The organism is Uliginosibacterium sp. sgz301328 (genome assembly GCF_041807905.1).
In the GTDB taxonomy this organism is placed as follows: domain Bacteria; phylum Pseudomonadota; class Gammaproteobacteria; order Burkholderiales; family Rhodocyclaceae; genus JBGVSA01.
Genome location: NZ_JBGVSA010000009.1, coordinates 105,994 through 122,170 on the forward strand (window position 1 = coordinate 105,994; position 16,177 = coordinate 122,170).

Below are 16,177 nucleotides of genomic sequence, written 5' to 3' on the forward strand. Positions count from 1 at the left end.
TCGTGTTTGGCGACGGTCGTTGTTAATTTTGATAATGCGAATTATTGCTATTTGTAATGTTATGCGTCAAACGCAAACAAATAGATCGGTGCTATTTGTTGCAGCAACGCAACACGATGGGGTATCGCAGATGGAGATCGACCGCTCAGACGATCAGCCGCAATCGAGGGAGATGTGCAAATTTGGGTGACAAGTAAGCGCTTAGCATGACAACTTTAGGCGTATACCCGGATAATCCGCGGCGCTCCCGCCACCCCATTGTCATGATGTTCGAGATCGAATCGACCAGTTTTTGCCCGAGCGGCCTGGCCCCACGCTGGACCTGGTGGATTCGCGGCATCGCCGGCAGTACGCGATACGGCGTCGTCGGCACCGACGAGCAGGGCCGTGGCCTCTACCTGTACGAGTATCGTGGCGACGCCGGCCCCGCACGCTCGGCACTGCTCCCCGCCAATCGCTTCAACTTGTGCGGTGAACTTGCCAAACCGGAAGCGACGCGCCAGCTCGTCGCGGCGCTCGTCCAGCTCGGCTGGGACAAGCGCCAGCCTGCCCACGGCTAACCGGTGGGGCATTCCGGCACCATGGCGCGCCTGCAGCCGCCGGGCGACAATGCCCTGCCCTTCGACCCAAGAGAGAACAGGCATGGCAAACCGACTTTCCCGCATCACGACACGCACTGGTGACGATGGCAGCACCGGCTTGGGCGATGGCACGCGCACGCGGAAAAACAGTGCGCGCATCCACGCTCTTGGTGATGTCGATGAGCTGAATTCGTGCATTGGTGTACTGCTGTGCGAGAGCCTCCCGGACAGCGCACGGGTGACACTGGTGCGGATGCAGAACGAACTGTTCGATCTTGGCGGAGAAATCGCCGTGCCCGGCTACACCATGGTCAGCGAGGCGCACGTGGCGCGGCTCGAAGCCGATCTCGCGACGTTCAATGCCGTACTGCCTCCGCTCAAGGAATTCATCCTCCCCGGCGGATCGCGCGCTGCGGCGCTGGCTCACTTGGCGCGCACCGTCGCACGGCGGGCGGAACGCTCAGTGGTCCAGCTATCGGAGAATGAAGAAATCGGCGCACCGGTGCGCCAGTATCTGAATCGCGCCTCGGACCTGTTGTTCGTCCTGGGGCGTTGGATCAATCGCGAAGCCGGCGTTGCCGATGTGCTGTGGGAGCGTCGCTGAGCCGGCTGCCGTCGGTTGGAAAATGGCGGCACTACGGCCGCCATGTGCCTTCTGGCACTGATCAGTGGTGGTGACCGTGATCACCGTGAACGTGGCCGTGCGCGACTTCTTCGGCACTGGCCGCGCGCACCGATACCACCTTGACGGCAAAGCGCAGCGTGTAGCCGGCCAGTGGATGATTGCCATCCAGCAGCACGACGGGGCCCTTGATCTTCGCCACGGTGTAGACACGCGGAGCACCGTCCGGCCCCGGGCGCTCGATCTGCCCGCCGACCTTTACGCCGGGAGGAAATTCGGCCTTGGGCATCGTCGTTTCCAACGCGGGATCGCGCACGCCAAAGCCGTCTTCAGGCGTCAGTGTCAGCGTGGTCTGGAAGCCAGCCTCCTGCCCTTCGAGCGCCTCTTCTATCTTGGGCAGCAGATTGCCGTATCCGCCGTGCAGATAGGCAACAGGCTCGCGGGTCTGCTCGATGGCCGAGCCATTGACGTCGGCAACCTTGAAAGTAATGGTGACAGCGGTGTCCTTGGCGATTTTCATACGCGGATCTCGGTCGAATTGAACACAGGCGCGATTGTCGCGCAGACAGTGGTGCGGGGGCGCCCTTGCTGCGACAGACGCGGAAAAAGAAAAAGGCCGCTCAGTCTGAGCGGCCTTTTTGCTTGTACTGCAAGGGAAACCTGGTCGGGGTGAGAGGATTCGAACCTCCGGCCTCTACGTCCCGAACGTAGCGCTCTACCAGGCTAAGCTACACCCCGTTTGTTGCGTTGCAAGCGTCAGTAATCTCTCGCAACTGCAAAGTCGCATAATTGTAGCAGCGACTCTTTGAAAACGGAAGCAGGAAGTGAAGAAAGTGCGGCCTTTGCCTTGTCGGCTTCGGCGCGCGCGTAGCCGGCAGTGACTGCCAGCGCATCGGTCGCGCGGATCGAATCCATGATGGCAGCGAACTCGTCGCGTCCACCACCTTCAATTGCGCGGCGAACCGCGGCCGCCTGCTCCGGCGTACCCGCCTGCATCGCATGGATCAGCGGCAGGGTCGGCTTGCCTTCGGCGAGATCGTCCCCCAGATGCTTGCCGGTCGCGGCCTCATCGCCCGAGTAATCCAGCACATCGTCGATGAGCTGGAATGCGGTACCGATGTGGCGGCCGAACACGGCCATGCGTTCCTGCCCGTCTTCGTCCGCTCCGCCAAGAATGGCGCCCAGTCGCGTGGCCGCTTCGAACAGCATGGCTGTCTTATAGTGGATCACGCGCATGTAGTCTTCAACCGAAACGTCCGCGTTATGGACGTTCAGCAGTTGCAGCACTTCGCCTTCGGCAATCACGTTGGTCGCGTGGGCCAACACGCGCTGCACGCGCATGTCGTCGACGCTCACCATCATCTGGAAAGAGCGCGAATACAGAAAATCGCCCACCAGCACCGCGGCCGAGTTGCCGAACATGGCGTTGGCGGTACTGCGGCCACGACGCAGTTCGGATTCGTCGACGACATCGTCATGCAACAACGTCGAGGTATGAATCAGCTCGATGACTGCGGCCAGTTCGTGATGGTGCGTGCCGCGATAACCCATCGCGTTCGCGACGAACAGCAGGAGCGCCGGGCGCAGGCGTTTGCCGCCGGCGCCAATGATGTATTCCGCCACCTGGCGAATGAGCACGACGTCTGAATGCAGGCGGGCGCGAATGACGCCGTCGACGGCGCGCATGTCGGCCTCAATGGGTGCGTAGAGCTGGTCGAGCGACAAAGCTTGAAGGCCGGTGAGGTTGGTCAAAGAAGCGGAATGTTATGGGTGGGCGCGAGACAGCGTCAAGGTCGCTGCCTGAACCGGAGCGCAAGTGCTTGAGTTGACACGAGGTATCTCGCCTGCGATACTCGCGAGCTTCGCAGTGGAAGGCCCATGGCTTTTCCAATGCGGCGAGCGCAGGGAATTGTTCTTGCGCGTCAGTCAATTATGGAGTCCAACATGTACGCGGTCATAAAAACCGGTGGCAAGCAGTATCGCGTTGCCGCTGGCGAAAAACTGAAAATAGAACAGATACCGGCAGACGTTGGCGCAGAAATCACCATCGACCAGGTTCTGCTGGTTGGTGAAGGCGAATCGGTGAAGATCGGCGCGCCCCTGGTTTCCGGCGCGACGGTGAAAGCCACCGTGCTTTCGCAAGGCCGTCACGACAAGGTCAAGATCTTCAAGATGCGCCGTCGCAAGCACTACCAGAAGCATCAGGGCCACCGTCAGAACTACACCGAAATCCGCATCGAAGCGATTTCGGCTTAAGCAGGAGCACATAGGCCATGGCACACAAAAAAGCTGGCGGCAGTTCGCGTAACGGCCGCGAATCGGAATCGAAACGACTTGGCGTCAAGCGCTACGGCGGTCAGGAAGTCCTCGCGGGCAACATCCTGGTGCGTCAGCGCGGCACCGAATACCACCCGGGCGAGAACGTCGGCATCGGCAAGGATCACACCCTGTTCGCGCTGATCGACGGCCGCGTGGAATTTCTGGTCAAGGGCGCGCAACGTCGCCGTACCGTGCGCATCGTGCCGGTCGAGCAGCAAGCTGCCTGATCTGCACCTGCCGCAACAAAAAGCCCTATCCTTGCGGTAGGGCTTTTTTGTTTGGAGCATCCCCCGAGGGCGCTGCCCGGCACCAGCCGGACAGTGCATTCCGGAGATGCCCCCACAGGCCCTCCACAGGGCAGCATCCGATCTACATATTCATCCAGGTTCTGCACCATGAAATTCTTCGACGAGGCCCGTATCGAGGTCATCGCAGGCGATGGCGGCAACGGCAACGCCTCGTTCAGGCGTGAAAAATTCATTCCCAAGGGCGGCCCCGACGGGGGAGACGGCGGCCGCGGCGGCAGCGTATTCGCCGTCGCTGATCGCAACCTCAACACGCTGGTGGACTTCCGCTACACGCGCACCTTCCACGCACAGAACGGCGAAAAAGGCGGCAATAAGGACTGCTACGGCAAGGGCGGCGACGACAAGATCCTGCGCATGCCGGTCGGCACCGTCGTACGCAACAAGGAAACCGGCGAACTCGTCGGCGACCTCGATTACGACGGCAAGCAGATCCTGCTCGCGCGCGGAGGCAGGGGGGGCCTGGGCAACATTCACTTCAAGTCCAGCACGAACCGCGCCCCGCGCCAGAAGACACCGGGTGAGCCGGGCGAGCGCTTCACCTTGTCGCTGGAGCTCAAGGTGCTGGCCGACGTCGGTCTGCTCGGCATGCCCAACGCAGGCAAGTCCACCTTCATCCGCGCAGTCTCGGCGGCCAAGCCGAAAGTGGCCGACTACCCCTTCACGACGCTGCAACCGAACCTGGGCGTCGTGCGCACCGACGAAGGCCGCAGTTTTGTCATCGCCGACGTCCCCGGCTTGATCGAAGGCGCGGCCGAAGGCGCCGGCCTGGGGCACCGCTTCCTGCGCCACCTGCAGCGCACGCACTTGCTGTTGCACCTGGTCGATCTGGCGCCGTTCGATCCTGCGGCCGATCCGGTGCATGAAGCGCAGGCGATTGTCGATGAACTGCGCAAGTACGACGAAAACCTCTGGAAAAAGCCGCGCTGGCTGGTTCTCAACAAGATCGACCTGATCCCGGCCGACGAGCGCGAAGAGCGCATCCGCGCTTTCCTGGATGCGTACGGCGAGACGGAGCGCTGGTTCGCTATCTCGGGCATGCAATCCGAAGGCGTTCGCGAACTGTGCTTCGCGGTGCAGGACCATCTCGATGCGCAGCCTCGCATGACCGACGAGGAAAAGCTCGCCGCAATCGCGGGTGGCCCTCTGGCAATTGCCGCGTCCGGCGAGGACGACGATGCCGACGAAGATGAAGACGACGATGATGACGACTTCGAAGGAGAGATCATCTATGCCCCTTGAGGCCGGCCGGAAAGACGTAGCCTCGGCGCGTCGACTGGTCATCAAGGTCGGCAGTGCGCTGGTCACCAATAATGGCGAAGGGCTTGACCTCGCAGCCATCCGCGACTGGGGGCGTCAGATCGCCCAACTGCGCGCCGAGGGCAAAGAGATCGTCTTCGTCTCGAGCGGCGCCATCGCGGCAGGCATCAAGCGCCTGGGCTGGACGAGCCGCCCGAAAGAAACACACGCCCTGCAGGCTGCCGCCGCAGTAGGCCAGATGGGTCTGGCACAGGCCTACGAAGGCATCTTCGCCGAGTTTGGTCTGACGACGGCGCAAATCCTTCTGACCCACGCCGATTTGGCCGACCGGCTGCGCTACCTCAATGCGCGCAGCACGCTGGCCACGTTGCTCGAACTTGGCGTCGTGCCGATCATCAACGAGAACGACACCGTGGTCACTGATGAGATCAAGTTCGGCGACAACGACACGCTCGGCGCACTCGTCGCCAATCTCGTCGAAGCCGAAGCCTTGATCATCCTCACCGACCAGCAAGGCTTGTACACCGCGGACCCACGCAAGGACCCGGAGGCTCGCCTCATATCCAACGGCAAGGCCGAAGACAACGCCTACGAAGCCATGGCTGGCGGAGCAGGCTCAGGCATTTCGCGGGGCGGCATGATCACCAAGGTCCGCGCGGCACAACGCGCAGCCCGCAGCGGGGCGCATACGCTCATCGCCAGCGGTCGCGAGACCGACGCCCTGCTCCGCGTGGCGCACGGCGAATCGCTCGGCACGCTACTGCATGCGACCAGCACTCCGCTGGCCGCACGTAAACAGTGGCTGGCCGATCATCTCCAGCTTGCCGGCAGTCTCGTACTGGACGACGGCGCGGAGCGCGCACTACGTAATGGCGCGAGCGTCCTGCCCATCGGCGTCGTAGCGGTCGAAGGCGAGTTCGAGCGCGGGGCGGTCGTCGCGTGCGTAGACCTCGAAGGACGCGAGATCGCTCGCGGGCTGGTGAATTATCCTAGCTCCGAGGCGCGTCGCATCGTGCGTCACTCTTCGCGGGATATCGAAGATATTCTCGGCTACGTGGATGAAGCCGAACTCATCCACCGCGACAACCTCTTTGCACGGTAGTCGTCTCGACCGCGGCAAGAACAAAGGCGCCCTTGGGCGCCTTTGTTTTGTTCACGCCACGCAATTCATACGGCGGTAGACAAAAAACGGGCACCCGAAGGTGCCCGCCGTAAGCCATTCCTAAGCGCTTGCGCGATTAGAACGTGTGGCGGATCGCCACTTCGGTACCGAAGCTGTTGTCAGCCTTGGTGGCGCTGTTCGCGTCGGTGAAGCCGTTCTTTTGGCGTTCGTACGACAGGTTCGCCATCAGGATCGTGCGCTTGGACAGGTTGTACCAGTAGCCCAGAGCGTAGTGGGTCAGCGGCTCCTTCTTGGCGCCGCCAGCGGAGTCAGCAGCACGCTCGGTGATGCGACCGGCGTTACCCATGACGGTACCGGCGCCAACCGGCACGCGGAAACCAGCTTGGTAGACCTTGTACTTGGCGCCGTCGTTTTGCAGAGCCGGAACGTTGTAGCCCTTGGATTCGGTGTAGCCGCCGAAGATTTCAACAACCTTGAAGTTGTAGTTGGCGGTCACGAACCAGGTCTTCCACGGGGAAGCGCCAGCGCCCGAACCAGCAGCGCCAGCAGCGGCCGGCGTGTCGTTCAGCGTGTCCTTCTGGTACAGGGCTTCAGCCTTGAAGTCGCCCAGGGTCAGCTGACCACCGATGCCGTAGCGGGTTTCGTTGTTGGCGGGGTTGTTTTCGCCCAGACCCAGGGTCGCAACAGCCTTGAACACGCCACCGAAGTTCGGCGATTCGTACTTGGCTGCGTTGTCCCAGTTGTCGGTGCGCTTACCACGACGGTTCGGCATGGAGCCGATGGTGTCACCACCGAAAGCTTCGTACGCGCCGCCATACAGCGAGTAGGCTGCGGAAGCCACGCGACCGAACGACACAGCACCCAGGTTGTTGTGCTTCAGGCCAACCCAGGCCTTGTCCTTCCACTGACGGGTGGTGTTTTGGTTACCGTTGTCCAGATAGAAGCGGTTTTCCAACTGGAAGAAAGCCTTCAGGCCACCGCCCAGATCTTCTTCACCCTGGATGCCCCAGCGGTTGGAGGACTCTTCGTCTTGAAGCGTCGCCTTGCCGTCGTTGGTAAAAGTACGGTAGCCCATGTCAACGCGGCCATAGATCGTCACGTTGGATTGCGCAAAGGCCGGAACGGCGGCCAGGCCGGCGATGGCCATGGCGATGAGTTTTTTCTGCATAGGTTTCTCCTCACAGTTGAAGATCGAGCAGCGCAGCTGGTAGGTCGTCTGAACACTGACTCGTCCCACCTCTCGCAATCGAGAAGTCGGAGGTGATTTTGCAAAGTAGGATTTTTGGGAGCAAGCAAACCGCTGAGGAAGGTCAAAATTCGCCGCCACGATGTTGCATTGATGCAACATCGGTTGGCGATTTGCATCACGAAAATATCGCCTCCAGAACATCCTCCGTCGCTCGAAACCCGCATGGATACTGGATTTCAGCCTAGCAGAGCAAATTGATATATGTCTCCTTTGCTTGCGCTTTTGTTTCACCCGCCCCAAATCGCAATTGAAGGAAAATCAGCGGAAATTTGTAGCGCCAATCCCCTCGCAACCCTCAGCAGATTCTCTGACAGCACGAAAAAAAGCCCGCTGAAAGCGGGCTTTTGGGAAGAAATTGATCCTGCGCAGGATTATTCGAGCAGGCTGCGGAGCATCCACGCGGTCTTCTCGTGCAGCTGAATACGCTGCGTGAGCAGGTCCGCGGTGGCTTCGTCGCCCGCGTCGTCAACGACGTCGAACAACGAGCGCGCGGTGCGCACGACGGCTTCCTGGCCTTCCACCAGTTGCTTGATCATGTCTTGCGCTGCCGGAACGCCATCGGGCTCGGCAATGGACGACAGCTTCGCATAGGCCGCGTAAGTGCCCGGAGCATAGTGCCCCAGTGAGCGGATGCGTTCGGCGATCGCATCGACGGCCAGCGCCAGTTCGGTGTACTGCGTCTCGAACATGAGGTGCAGCGTGTTGAACATGGGGCCCGTGACGTTCCAGTGGAAGTTGTGGGTCTTCAGATACAGCGTGTAGGTATCTGCCAACAGCTTGGAGAGCCCTTCCGCGATCTCTGCGCGGTCGTTCTTTTCGATGCCGATATCGATATCCATATTCATTCTCCTGTTGTAACTGGACTATGCGAGGACGATATCCCGAAATCCGCCGGGGGATCGTCGGAAATATCAGGGACTCAAGGGGAGATATGCTGCCACAGCCAGAGTTCCCGGCATGATGACAGTGGCTCCGCGAAATTGATATATGGCAAATGGACCGGAGACGCAGGCCCCGCGCGCCGAACACGGGGCGCTTCGTACAAACGCCGGCGTGGCCGCCTTCGCCAGTCCAAGCCCTGCCGTATAATGATGGGTTCTACGCAAAACCCCAACGCCTGAGTCGCACATGGAACTAGCCAAGAGCTTCGAGCCTGCTGAAATTGAATCCCGCTGGTACGGTCAATGGGAATCCGGCGGTTATTTCAAGGCAGGCCTGAACACGGCCAACCCCGACGCCTTCTGCATTCTCCTGCCTCCGCCCAACGTCACCGGCACCCTGCACATGGGGCACGGGTTCAACCAGACGATCATGGACGCGCTCACGCGCTACCACCGGATGCGCGGCGAAAACACGCTATGGCAGCCGGGCACCGACCATGCCGGCATCGCTACCCAGATCGTGGTGGAGCGTCAGCTCGACGCGCAGGGCATCTCGCGCCACGACCTCGGCCGTGAGAAGTTCATTGAAAAGGTGTGGGAGTGGAAGGAATACTCCGGCAGCACCATCACGCGCCAGATGCGCCGTCTCGGCACCTCGCCCGACTGGTCGCGCGAACGCTTCACGATGGACGCCGGTCTGTCGAAGACCGTGACAGAAACGTTCGTGCGCCTGCATCGCGAAGGGCTCATCTATCGCGGCAAGCGCCTGGTCAATTGGGACCCTGTGCTCGGCACCGCAGTGTCTGATCTTGAAGTGGTCTCGGAAGAAGAAAACGGCCACCTCTGGCACCTCAACTATCCGCTCGCCGACGGCTCGGGCCACCTGACCGTCGCCACCACGCGACCGGAAACCATGCTCGGCGACACTGCCGTGATGGTGCATCCGGAAGACGAGCGCTACCAGCACCTCATCGGCAAGATGATCGCGCTGCCGCTGACTGGCCGCGAGATTCCCATCATTGCCGACGAATACGTCGACCGCGAGTTCGGCACCGGCTGCGTGAAGGTCACCCCGGCGCACGACTTCAACGACTACGCCGTCGGCCAGCGCCATGGCCTGCCGATGATCAGCGTGCTCACGCTCGACGCCAGGATCAATGACAACGCGCCAGAGAAGTACCGCGGACTGGATCGCTTTGACGCGCGCAAGCAGATCGTGGCCGATTTCGAAGCGCTGGGCCTGCTCGACAGCGTCAAGCCGCACACCTTGCAGGTGCCGCGTGGCGACCGCACCGGCGTGGTCATCGAGCCGATGCTCACCGATCAATGGTTCGTGGCGGTCAACAAGGCCGGCCCGGACGGCACCAGCATCGCGCAGAAGGCGCTCGAAGTCGTCGAGACCGGCCAGATCAAGTTCGTGCCCGAAAACTGGGTCAACACCTATTACTCCTGGATGCGCAATCTGCAGGACTGGTGCATCTCGCGCCAGTTGTGGTGGGGCCACCAGATTCCAGCCTGGTATGCGGACAACGGCCAATGCTGGGTCGCCCACGACGAAGCCGAGGCCAAGGCACTGGCCGCGGCCGACGGCTACACCGGCGCCCTCACGCGCGACAATGACGTCCTCGATACGTGGTACTCGTCGGCGCTGTGGCCCTTCTCCACGCTCGACTGGACGCCCGAATGGCCGGCCAAGAGCAACCCGGCGCTTGATCTGTACCTGCCGTCGACAGTGCTCGTCACCGGCTTCGACATCATCTTCTTCTGGGTGGCGCGCATGGTCATGATGACCTGCCACATCACCGGCAAGATTCCGTTCAAGCATGTATATGTGCACGGCCTGATCCGCGACGCGGAAGGCCAGAAGATGAGCAAGTCCAAGGGCAACGTGCTCGATCCGATCGACCTGATCGACGGCATCTCGCTGGACGACCTCGTCGCCAAGCGCACCACGGGCCTGATGAATCCCAAGCAGGCCGAGAGCATCGCCAAGAAAACGCGCAAGGAGTACCCCGAGGGCATCCCTGGCTTTGGCACCGACGCCCTGCGCTTCACCTTCGCCTCGCTCGCCAGTCCGGGCCGCGACATCAAGTTCGACATGCATCGTTGCGAGGGCTATCGCAACTTCTGCAACAAGCTGTGGAACGCCACGCGCTTTGTGCTGATGAACTGCGAAGGCAAGGACTGCGGCCTGGCGCCGGAATCCGATCGTGAGTTCTCCTTCGCCGACCGCTGGATCGTCAGCCGCCTGCAACGGGCCGAAGCCGAAGTCGCACGCCACTTCGCCGAATACCGTCTCGATCTGGCGGCGCGCACGATCTATGAACTGGTATGGGACGAGTACTGCGACTGGTACCTCGAACTGGCCAAGGTGCAGATCAACGGCGGCAACGAAGCGCAGCAGCGTGGCACCCGTCGCACACTGGTACGCGTGCTCGAAGCGATCCTGCGTCTGGCGCATCCGCTGATCCCGTTCATCACCGAAGAACTGTGGCAGACCGTCGCCACCGTGGCCGGCCGCAAGGACACTACTTCGATCAGCGTGGCGCCGTATCCGACCGCGCAAGAAGATCGCATCGACGCAGATGCCGAGGCGCGCGTGGCCCAGCTCAAGGACATGATCAACGCCTGTCGCAGCCTGCGGGCCGAAATGAACCTCTCCCCGGCGCAAAAGGTGCCGCTGCTCGTGGCAGGCGACGAAGCCACCGTCACGCTCGTCGGCCCTTACGTGGCGGCCCTCGGCAAACTGTCTGAAGTCACTGCCACCGGCGCGGAATTGCCCTCCTCGCCCGCACCGGTTCAGGTGGTCGGCGATTTCCGCCTGATGCTGAAAATCGAAGTCGACGTCGCCGCTGAACGCGAGCGTCTGGGCAAGGAGGTTGCACGCATCGAGGGCGAAATCGCCAAATGCGGCGCCAAGCTCGGCAATGAAGGCTTCGTCGCGCGAGCCCCGGCAGCCGTCGTAGAGCAAGAAAAGAAGCGGCTGGCGGATTTCGAAGCCACCCTCGGCAAACTCAAGGAACAGCTCACCCGGCTGGGCTGACGCGGCAGCGCTTTGCCAGTCACAAAACGGGGCGCCTTGCGCCCCGTTTTTCTTTACCCGCGAGGACCTCGCGGCATCCCCTGGTCGGATCAGACCGCGTTCAGCCAGATCGGCAATCGGCTGGGGCGATAGAACGCATGGTAGGCATCGTCGAAACTGTGGAAAGCCAGCCCGTACCGACGCGCCAGAATGCGCAACGACTCTGGGGTGTAGAAGGACACATGCCCATTGCGCGGCGTGCAATACCACCAGTTCTGCAGACCACGATCAATATGGGCCTGCGTACACAACACCGTGCTGAAAAGAACCGCGCCATCCTCGGCGACGAATGACGTGACATCGGCCATGAGCGTGTCGGGGTCCGTCGAATGCTCGAAAACCTCAAAGCTCGTCACCATGTTGAATACCCCCTCGGGGCGCTCTACATGCGTGAATGGATCGAAGCTGGCCGTACGGGCGCAACCGCCTTCGCGCAACAGATCTGCCAGCATGCCCAGGCCGGAGCCATAGTCGAGAACGCGCAGGTTCTCGCGACACTTGCCAAAACTGTTGAAAATGATGTTTGCATTGTAGCGCGGCCGGGCACCCAGATAAGCTGGATCATAGAGCGGGCCATATTCAGCGTTGTAGATGTGGGTAGCAAAATCATCGACCGACCACGTATCGAAGTACGGCGTAAACGTGAAGCCACACGCCTGGCAACGGTAGTAATAGACCGGCTTTCCAACATAGGGGTCCACCTTCTTTCCAGCCCTGAAGTCGATACTGCTCTGCGAGGCGTCGATCAACGCCACGATGCCTGAATGACCGCGACAGATTTTGCACTCGCAATCGCGCGGCGCGGCTGGCAACTCGTAAGGATTGACGGAGATTTGCATCGATGTTTCCCCAATGTCTGGCGCCGCCTGCGGCAGCAGCAACAAACAGCGAGTATCCGGCCTCAACGCAAAACCATGGTTGCCCAGCCACAACCATTCATGACGATGTACTGACCGATATTGTCATCAAATCGATGCGCGATACGCGATTCGCATAGACCCGAAGTAACGACGCTCTGGGGTCGGCCCCTCCCAACAAAAACGGGGCGCGTGCGCCCCGTCATTCTTGGTCCGCCGTCGAGCATGAGAACTCAGAGCACAATCGGCGCGTCCGGCAGTTCATTGACATCGTTCCCGTGTGCCGGAAAGTGCTCGGCCAGCAGTGCGGTGCACGCGTCAATGACCGCCAGCATGCCCGCCTCCGCCCGTCCCTGGCGAAAATGGGCGCTTGCCGTGCGGGCGATGTCATCCCATACGGCGTCCGGCACCCGCGCATCGATACCGCGGTCTGCGATGATTTCGATACGGTGCTCGGCCAGCAACAGGTAGATGAGCACACCGCTGTTGTCAGCGGTATCCCATACGCGTAGATCCGAGAAGAACGCGAGCGCCCGCTGCCGTGCATCGATGCGACGCGCTGCGCCGGCCATCCCGGCGCCGCCTTCGATGAGGATCCGCAACTCGCCGCGATGCCGCGTTTCCGAACGCCCCACCGCTTGTTCGATGTGCTCGAGTACGTCGGGCGGAAACAGACGACGTGCTTCGCGCTCTCCGCCCCACACGTGTCGATAGACGCGCATCAGCCAGTTCATCACCAACTCCCCGAAGATCCGCCGCCACCAAAACCACCACCGCCGCCGCCCCAGCCTCCACCACCGCCAAAACCGCCACCGCCGCCCCATCCACCGCGACCGCGGCCGGCGTTGCGGGCGATCGAATCGAGAATGGCGCCCGTGGCGATGCCGCCCATGGTGTTGCTACGGGACGAGTAGTAGCTGCTGCGGCGGCCACCGCGCAGGATGGATATGACAACGAAGAAGACGAAAATCAGCAGCGGCCAGAACAACGGCGACAGGCCATCGCCTTGCCCGCGTTGCGCGGACGGGGGCGGCAGTCCTTCGCCACCGATCTGCGCGGCGATGCGCTCGATGCCCGCCGCGATGCCGGCGTGGAAATCGCCTCGCTGCAGCTTCGGGGCAATGGCCTCCGCGATGATCCGGCGCGCAATGGCATCGGGAATCGCACCTTCCAGCCCGCGACCGACCTCGATGCGCAAGCGCCGGTCATTCTTGGCGAGAATCAGGATGACGCCGTCATCGACATTCTTGCGCCCGACCTTCCATGCATCCGCCACGCGGATGCCGTATGCCGCGATGTCTTCAGGCTGCGTGGTCGGCACCATCAGCACGGCCACCTGGCTACCGGTCTGCTGCTCGATGGCAGTCAGGCGGGCTTCGAGTTCCGCGCGTTCGGGCTCGCTCAGCGTGCCGGTCGTGTCGGTAATGTGCGCGGAGAGCGGCGGGACGGCGGCGAGATCCTGCGCCACGGACAAGGCGCTCGCCGCGCACAGGCAAAGCGCCAGCAACCAGCGCAACGCCGTCGGCATCGCAAGGCCGCGCCCTGCAACGATCGACATCACCGGCCTACTTGCCACTGCCACCGAAGTTCACCGCCGGCGCATCGGAAATGGCCTTCTCGTTGTCGACGGTAAAGCTCGGCTTCACGTCGTAGCCGAACATCTTGGCGGTCAGGTTGGTGGGAAAGCTGCGCACATGCACGTTGTAGGCCTCTACCGCCTTGATATAGCGGTTGCGCGCCACAGTGATGCGATTCTCGGTGCCTTCGAGCTGCGCCTGCAGATCGCGGAAGCTGGCGTCGGCCTTGAGGTTGGGATAGTTCTCGGTGACCACCATCAGGCGCGACAGGGCGCTCGACAGCTCACCCTGCGCCTGCTGGAAGCGCGCGAACGCCGCTGGATCATTGAGCACTTCCGGGGTGACCTGCATGCTGCCGACCTTGGCGCGCGCCTCGGTCACCTGGGTCAACACCTCTTTTTCGTGCTCGGCATAGCCCTTGACCACGTTGACCAGGTTCGGCACCAGATCAGCCCGGCGCTTGTACTGGTTGAGCACTTCGGCCCATGACGATTTGACGGCCTCGTCGTTGGCCTGGATCTGGTTATAGCCGCAGCCGGAGAGCATGGTCACCAGCAACATCAGGAAAGCGAACATCTTCACGCGCATGACAGTCCTTTCGGAGGGGAATCGGCCAGAGCCGGTTATTCTGTCATGCGCGCAGAACGCCCGGAAGTCAGTGTGCGCCTGCGGCCGCGTCAGAACCTCCCGCAGGCTTACCCGGGCGGGCAAACCATACGACGACGATCAACACCACGAAAATGAATCCTGACAGCCAGAAGAACTCCGTCGCCGACAATGTGGCGGCCTGCACGTCGATGAGCCGGTTGACCATGCCCAGCGCCTGATCCTGCCCAAAGCCCTGCGCCACCAACCCGTCGAGCGGCAATTGCGCCGAGGGGGAATAGGGGTTGATGTGTTCGCTCAGTTGCGCGTGGTGCAGGGTCGTGCGGTCTTCCCACAGCGTCGTGAAAAGCGACGCGCCGAACGCACCGGCCGTGATCCGCACGAAGTTCGACAGGCCCGTCGCCGCCGGCACGTGCTGCGGGCTCAGCCCGGTCAGCGTGATGCTCGCCAGCGGCACGAAGAAGGTCGCCATGGCGATGCCCTGGATGAACTGCGGGATCACCACGCTCATCACGCTGATCTCGGTCGAGAACTGCGCCCGCATGAAGGCGGTGAGCGCAAACACGACGAATGCCACCGTCGCCACGCGGCGAGGGTCCCAACGGGCCATGTTCTTGCCGACGATGGGCGACAGGATGAGCGCCAGGATGCCGACCGGCGCCGTCACCAGACCGGCGATGGTCGCGGTGTAGCCCATGTATTGCTGCAGCCACAGCGGCATGATCACCACGTTTCCGAAGAACACGCAGTAGCCCAGCGACACCGCGGCCGTGCCGACCGTGAAGTTGCGCAGCTTGAACAGGCGCAGATCGACGACTGGATGTTTGTCGGTCAGCTCCCACACCACAAAGAAGCAGAAGCCGATCAGCGCAACCACGCCCAGCCCGACGATTTCGGAAGAGTTGAACCAGTCTAGTTCCTTGCCTTTGTCGAGCATGATCTGGAAAGACCCCACCCACACTACCAGCAAGACCAACCCGACATAATCAATGGGCACCTTGCGCGTGGGCAGTTCGCGATGCCGCAGCAGCGTCCACGTCAGCCACGCCGCCAGCAATCCCGTCGGCACGTTGATGTAGAAGATCCACGGCCACGACATGTTGTCCGATATCCAGCCGCCGAGAATCGGCCCCATCACGGGCGCGATCAACGTCGTCATGGCCCACGCAGCGAAGGCAATGCCTGCCTTGGCGGGCGGATAGCACTGCAGCAGCAAGGCTTGCGACAGCGGAATCATCGGCCCCGCCACCAGGCCCTGCAGCACGCGAAAGCCGATCAGCATCGGCAGGCTCGTCGACAGACCGCATAGCCACGACGCCACCACGAACAGCAGCACCGACATCGTGAAAACACGAACCTGTCCGAAACGCTGCGACATGAAACCCGTCAGCGGCACCGAAATCGCGTTGGCCACGGCGAACGAAGTAATGACCCACGTGCCCTGGCTGGGCGACACGCCGACGTCGCCCGAAATTGCCGGAATCGACACATTGGCGATGGTCGTGTCCAGCACGTTCATGAAGGTCGCCAGCGCCAGCGCAACGGTCGCCAGCATGCGCGTACTGCCTTCGAGCGGGGGGAACGGCAGGGGAGGAGCAGCTTGTGCCATCGAGGGGCTCTCTGTGGATGCGGATGTCATGGCGGGCACGCCCGTCGGCGGCGGCGCCACCGACCGCGATGACGCCGCCGGTAGCGCGCGACCCTGCTCTTACGTA

General features: G+C 62.0%; 16 protein-coding genes and 1 tRNA gene. 7 read left to right on the forward strand and 10 right to left on the reverse strand.

Annotation, left to right across the window (positions count from 1 at the left end):
• Window positions 1–263 precede the first annotated feature (263 nt).
• Both ACDA63_RS08900 and ACDA63_RS08905 read left to right on the forward strand, forming a co-directional pair.
• Window positions 264–560 (forward strand): hypothetical protein, encoded by a 297-nt coding sequence (locus ACDA63_RS08900; protein WP_373662871.1) that lies wholly within the window; start codon window positions 264–266, stop codon window positions 558–560.
• A gap of 82 nt (window positions 561–642) precedes the next feature.
• A complete protein-coding gene (locus tag ACDA63_RS08905) occupies window positions 643–1,185 on the forward strand; it encodes a cob(I)yrinic acid a,c-diamide adenosyltransferase (RefSeq protein WP_373662872.1) in 543 nt (180 codons plus the stop codon).
• A 61-nt stretch (window positions 1,186–1,246) separates the two neighbouring features.
• Here the strand turns inward: ACDA63_RS08905 and ACDA63_RS08910 are convergent, their stop codons facing one another.
• The 3 genes from ACDA63_RS08910 to ACDA63_RS08920 form a co-directional block, all read right to left on the reverse strand.
• Window positions 1,247–1,723, reverse strand: a complete 477-nt coding sequence (locus ACDA63_RS08910) for a peptidylprolyl isomerase (RefSeq protein WP_373662873.1) — start codon at window positions 1,721–1,723, stop codon at window positions 1,247–1,249.
• A gap of 141 nt (window positions 1,724–1,864) precedes the next feature.
• Window positions 1,865–1,941, reverse strand: a tRNA-Pro gene (locus ACDA63_RS08915).
• Between the two features lie 18 nt (window positions 1,942–1,959).
• Window positions 1,960–2,928, reverse strand: a complete 969-nt coding sequence (locus ACDA63_RS08920) for a polyprenyl synthetase family protein (RefSeq protein ID WP_373662934.1) — start codon at window positions 2,926–2,928, stop codon at window positions 1,960–1,962.
• A 219-nt stretch (window positions 2,929–3,147) separates the two neighbouring features.
• On the opposite strand from ACDA63_RS08920, the gene rplU reads away from it, so the two are divergent.
• The 4 genes from rplU (at window position 3,148) to proB (ending at window position 6,189) form a co-directional block, all read left to right on the forward strand.
• A complete protein-coding gene (gene rplU, locus ACDA63_RS08925) occupies window positions 3,148–3,459 on the forward strand; it encodes a 50S ribosomal protein L21 (protein WP_373662935.1) in 312 nt (103 codons plus the stop codon).
• Window positions 3,460–3,476: 17 nt separating this feature from the next.
• Window positions 3,477–3,749 (forward strand): 50S ribosomal protein L27, encoded by a 273-nt coding sequence (gene rpmA / locus ACDA63_RS08930; protein ID WP_373662874.1) that lies wholly within the window; start codon window positions 3,477–3,479, stop codon window positions 3,747–3,749.
• Between the two features lie 168 nt (window positions 3,750–3,917).
• Window positions 3,918–5,069 (forward strand): Obg family GTPase CgtA, encoded by a 1,152-nt coding sequence (gene cgtA, locus ACDA63_RS08935; RefSeq protein ID WP_373662875.1) that lies wholly within the window; start codon window positions 3,918–3,920, stop codon window positions 5,067–5,069.
• A complete protein-coding gene (gene proB, locus ACDA63_RS08940) occupies window positions 5,059–6,189 on the forward strand; it encodes a glutamate 5-kinase (RefSeq protein WP_373662876.1) in 1,131 nt (376 codons plus the stop codon). Before cgtA ends, proB begins: the two co-directional genes overlap by 11 nt.
• A gap of 136 nt (window positions 6,190–6,325) precedes the next feature.
• Here proB and ACDA63_RS08945 read toward each other — a convergent pair whose 3' ends face one another.
• Together ACDA63_RS08945 and ACDA63_RS08950 are read right to left on the reverse strand one after the other, a co-directional pair.
• Window positions 6,326–7,378, reverse strand: coding sequence for a porin (locus ACDA63_RS08945; protein WP_373662877.1), 1,053 nt, complete (start codon window positions 7,376–7,378; stop codon window positions 6,326–6,328).
• Window positions 7,379–7,830: 452 nt separating this feature from the next.
• A complete protein-coding gene (locus ACDA63_RS08950) occupies window positions 7,831–8,298 on the reverse strand; it encodes a Dps family protein (RefSeq protein ID WP_373662878.1) in 468 nt (155 codons plus the stop codon).
• A 289-nt stretch (window positions 8,299–8,587) separates the two neighbouring features.
• Between ACDA63_RS08950 and ACDA63_RS08955 the strand changes: the two genes are divergently transcribed.
• Window positions 8,588–11,383 carry a valine--tRNA ligase gene (locus ACDA63_RS08955; RefSeq protein ID WP_373662879.1) on the forward strand — a complete coding sequence of 932 codons (2,796 nt, stop codon included), beginning with the start codon at window positions 8,588–8,590 and terminating at the stop codon, window positions 11,381–11,383.
• A gap of 89 nt (window positions 11,384–11,472) precedes the next feature.
• On the opposite strand, the gene ACDA63_RS08960 is transcribed toward ACDA63_RS08955, so the two are convergent.
• The 5 genes from ACDA63_RS08960 to ACDA63_RS08980 all read right to left on the reverse strand — a co-directional run bounded on the left by ACDA63_RS08960 (window position 11,473) and on the right by ACDA63_RS08980 (window position 16,071).
• Entirely contained in the window at window positions 11,473–12,306 is an 834-nt protein-coding gene (locus ACDA63_RS08960) for a class I SAM-dependent methyltransferase (RefSeq protein WP_373662880.1), read from the reverse strand.
• Window positions 12,307–12,512: 206 nt separating this feature from the next.
• Entirely contained in the window at window positions 12,513–13,013 is a 501-nt protein-coding gene (locus ACDA63_RS08965) for a TPM domain-containing protein (protein ID WP_373662881.1), read from the reverse strand.
• Entirely contained in the window at window positions 13,013–13,837 is an 825-nt protein-coding gene (locus tag ACDA63_RS08970; RefSeq protein WP_373662882.1) for a YgcG family protein, read from the reverse strand. The genes ACDA63_RS08965 and ACDA63_RS08970 overlap by 1 nt, the downstream gene beginning before the upstream one ends.
• 7 nt (window positions 13,838–13,844) lie before the next feature.
• A complete protein-coding gene (locus ACDA63_RS08975) occupies window positions 13,845–14,444 on the reverse strand; it encodes a LemA family protein (protein WP_373662883.1) in 600 nt (199 codons plus the stop codon).
• A 67-nt stretch (window positions 14,445–14,511) separates the two neighbouring features.
• Window positions 14,512–16,071 carry a DHA2 family efflux MFS transporter permease subunit gene (locus tag ACDA63_RS08980; protein WP_373662884.1) on the reverse strand — a complete coding sequence of 520 codons (1,560 nt, stop codon included), beginning with the start codon at window positions 16,069–16,071 and terminating at the stop codon, window positions 14,512–14,514.
• Between the last annotated feature and the right edge of the window lie 106 nt (window positions 16,072–16,177).

Coding starts and splice junctions, on each gene's coding strand:
- ACDA63_RS08950 (WP_373662878.1), bottom strand. CDS start 8,298: ATGGATATCGATATCGGCATCGAAAAGAACGACCGCGCAGAGATCGCG.
- ACDA63_RS08945 (WP_373662877.1), bottom strand. CDS start 7,378: ATGCAGAAAAAACTCATCGCCATGGCCATCGCCGGCCTGGCCGCCGTT.
- proB (WP_373662876.1), top strand. CDS start 5,059: ATGCCCCTTGAGGCCGGCCGGAAAGACGTAGCCTCGGCGCGTCGACTG.
- ACDA63_RS08980 (WP_373662884.1), bottom strand. CDS start 16,071: ATGGCACAAGCTGCTCCTCCCCTGCCGTTCCCCCCGCTCGAAGGCAGT.
- ACDA63_RS08955 (WP_373662879.1), top strand. CDS start 8,588: ATGGAACTAGCCAAGAGCTTCGAGCCTGCTGAAATTGAATCCCGCTGG.
- rpmA (WP_373662874.1), top strand. CDS start 3,477: ATGGCACACAAAAAAGCTGGCGGCAGTTCGCGTAACGGCCGCGAATCG.
- rplU (WP_373662935.1), top strand. CDS start 3,148: ATGTACGCGGTCATAAAAACCGGTGGCAAGCAGTATCGCGTTGCCGCT.
- ACDA63_RS08900 (WP_373662871.1), top strand. CDS start 264: ATGATGTTCGAGATCGAATCGACCAGTTTTTGCCCGAGCGGCCTGGCC.
- ACDA63_RS08975 (WP_373662883.1), bottom strand. CDS start 14,444: ATGCGCGTGAAGATGTTCGCTTTCCTGATGTTGCTGGTGACCATGCTC.
- ACDA63_RS08905 (WP_373662872.1), top strand. CDS start 643: ATGGCAAACCGACTTTCCCGCATCACGACACGCACTGGTGACGATGGC.
- ACDA63_RS08910 (WP_373662873.1), bottom strand. CDS start 1,723: ATGAAAATCGCCAAGGACACCGCTGTCACCATTACTTTCAAGGTTGCC.
- cgtA (WP_373662875.1), top strand. CDS start 3,918: ATGAAATTCTTCGACGAGGCCCGTATCGAGGTCATCGCAGGCGATGGC.
- ACDA63_RS08965 (WP_373662881.1), bottom strand. CDS start 13,013: ATGAACTGGCTGATGCGCGTCTATCGACACGTGTGGGGCGGAGAGCGC.
- ACDA63_RS08970 (WP_373662882.1), bottom strand. CDS start 13,837: ATGTCGATCGTTGCAGGGCGCGGCCTTGCGATGCCGACGGCGTTGCGC.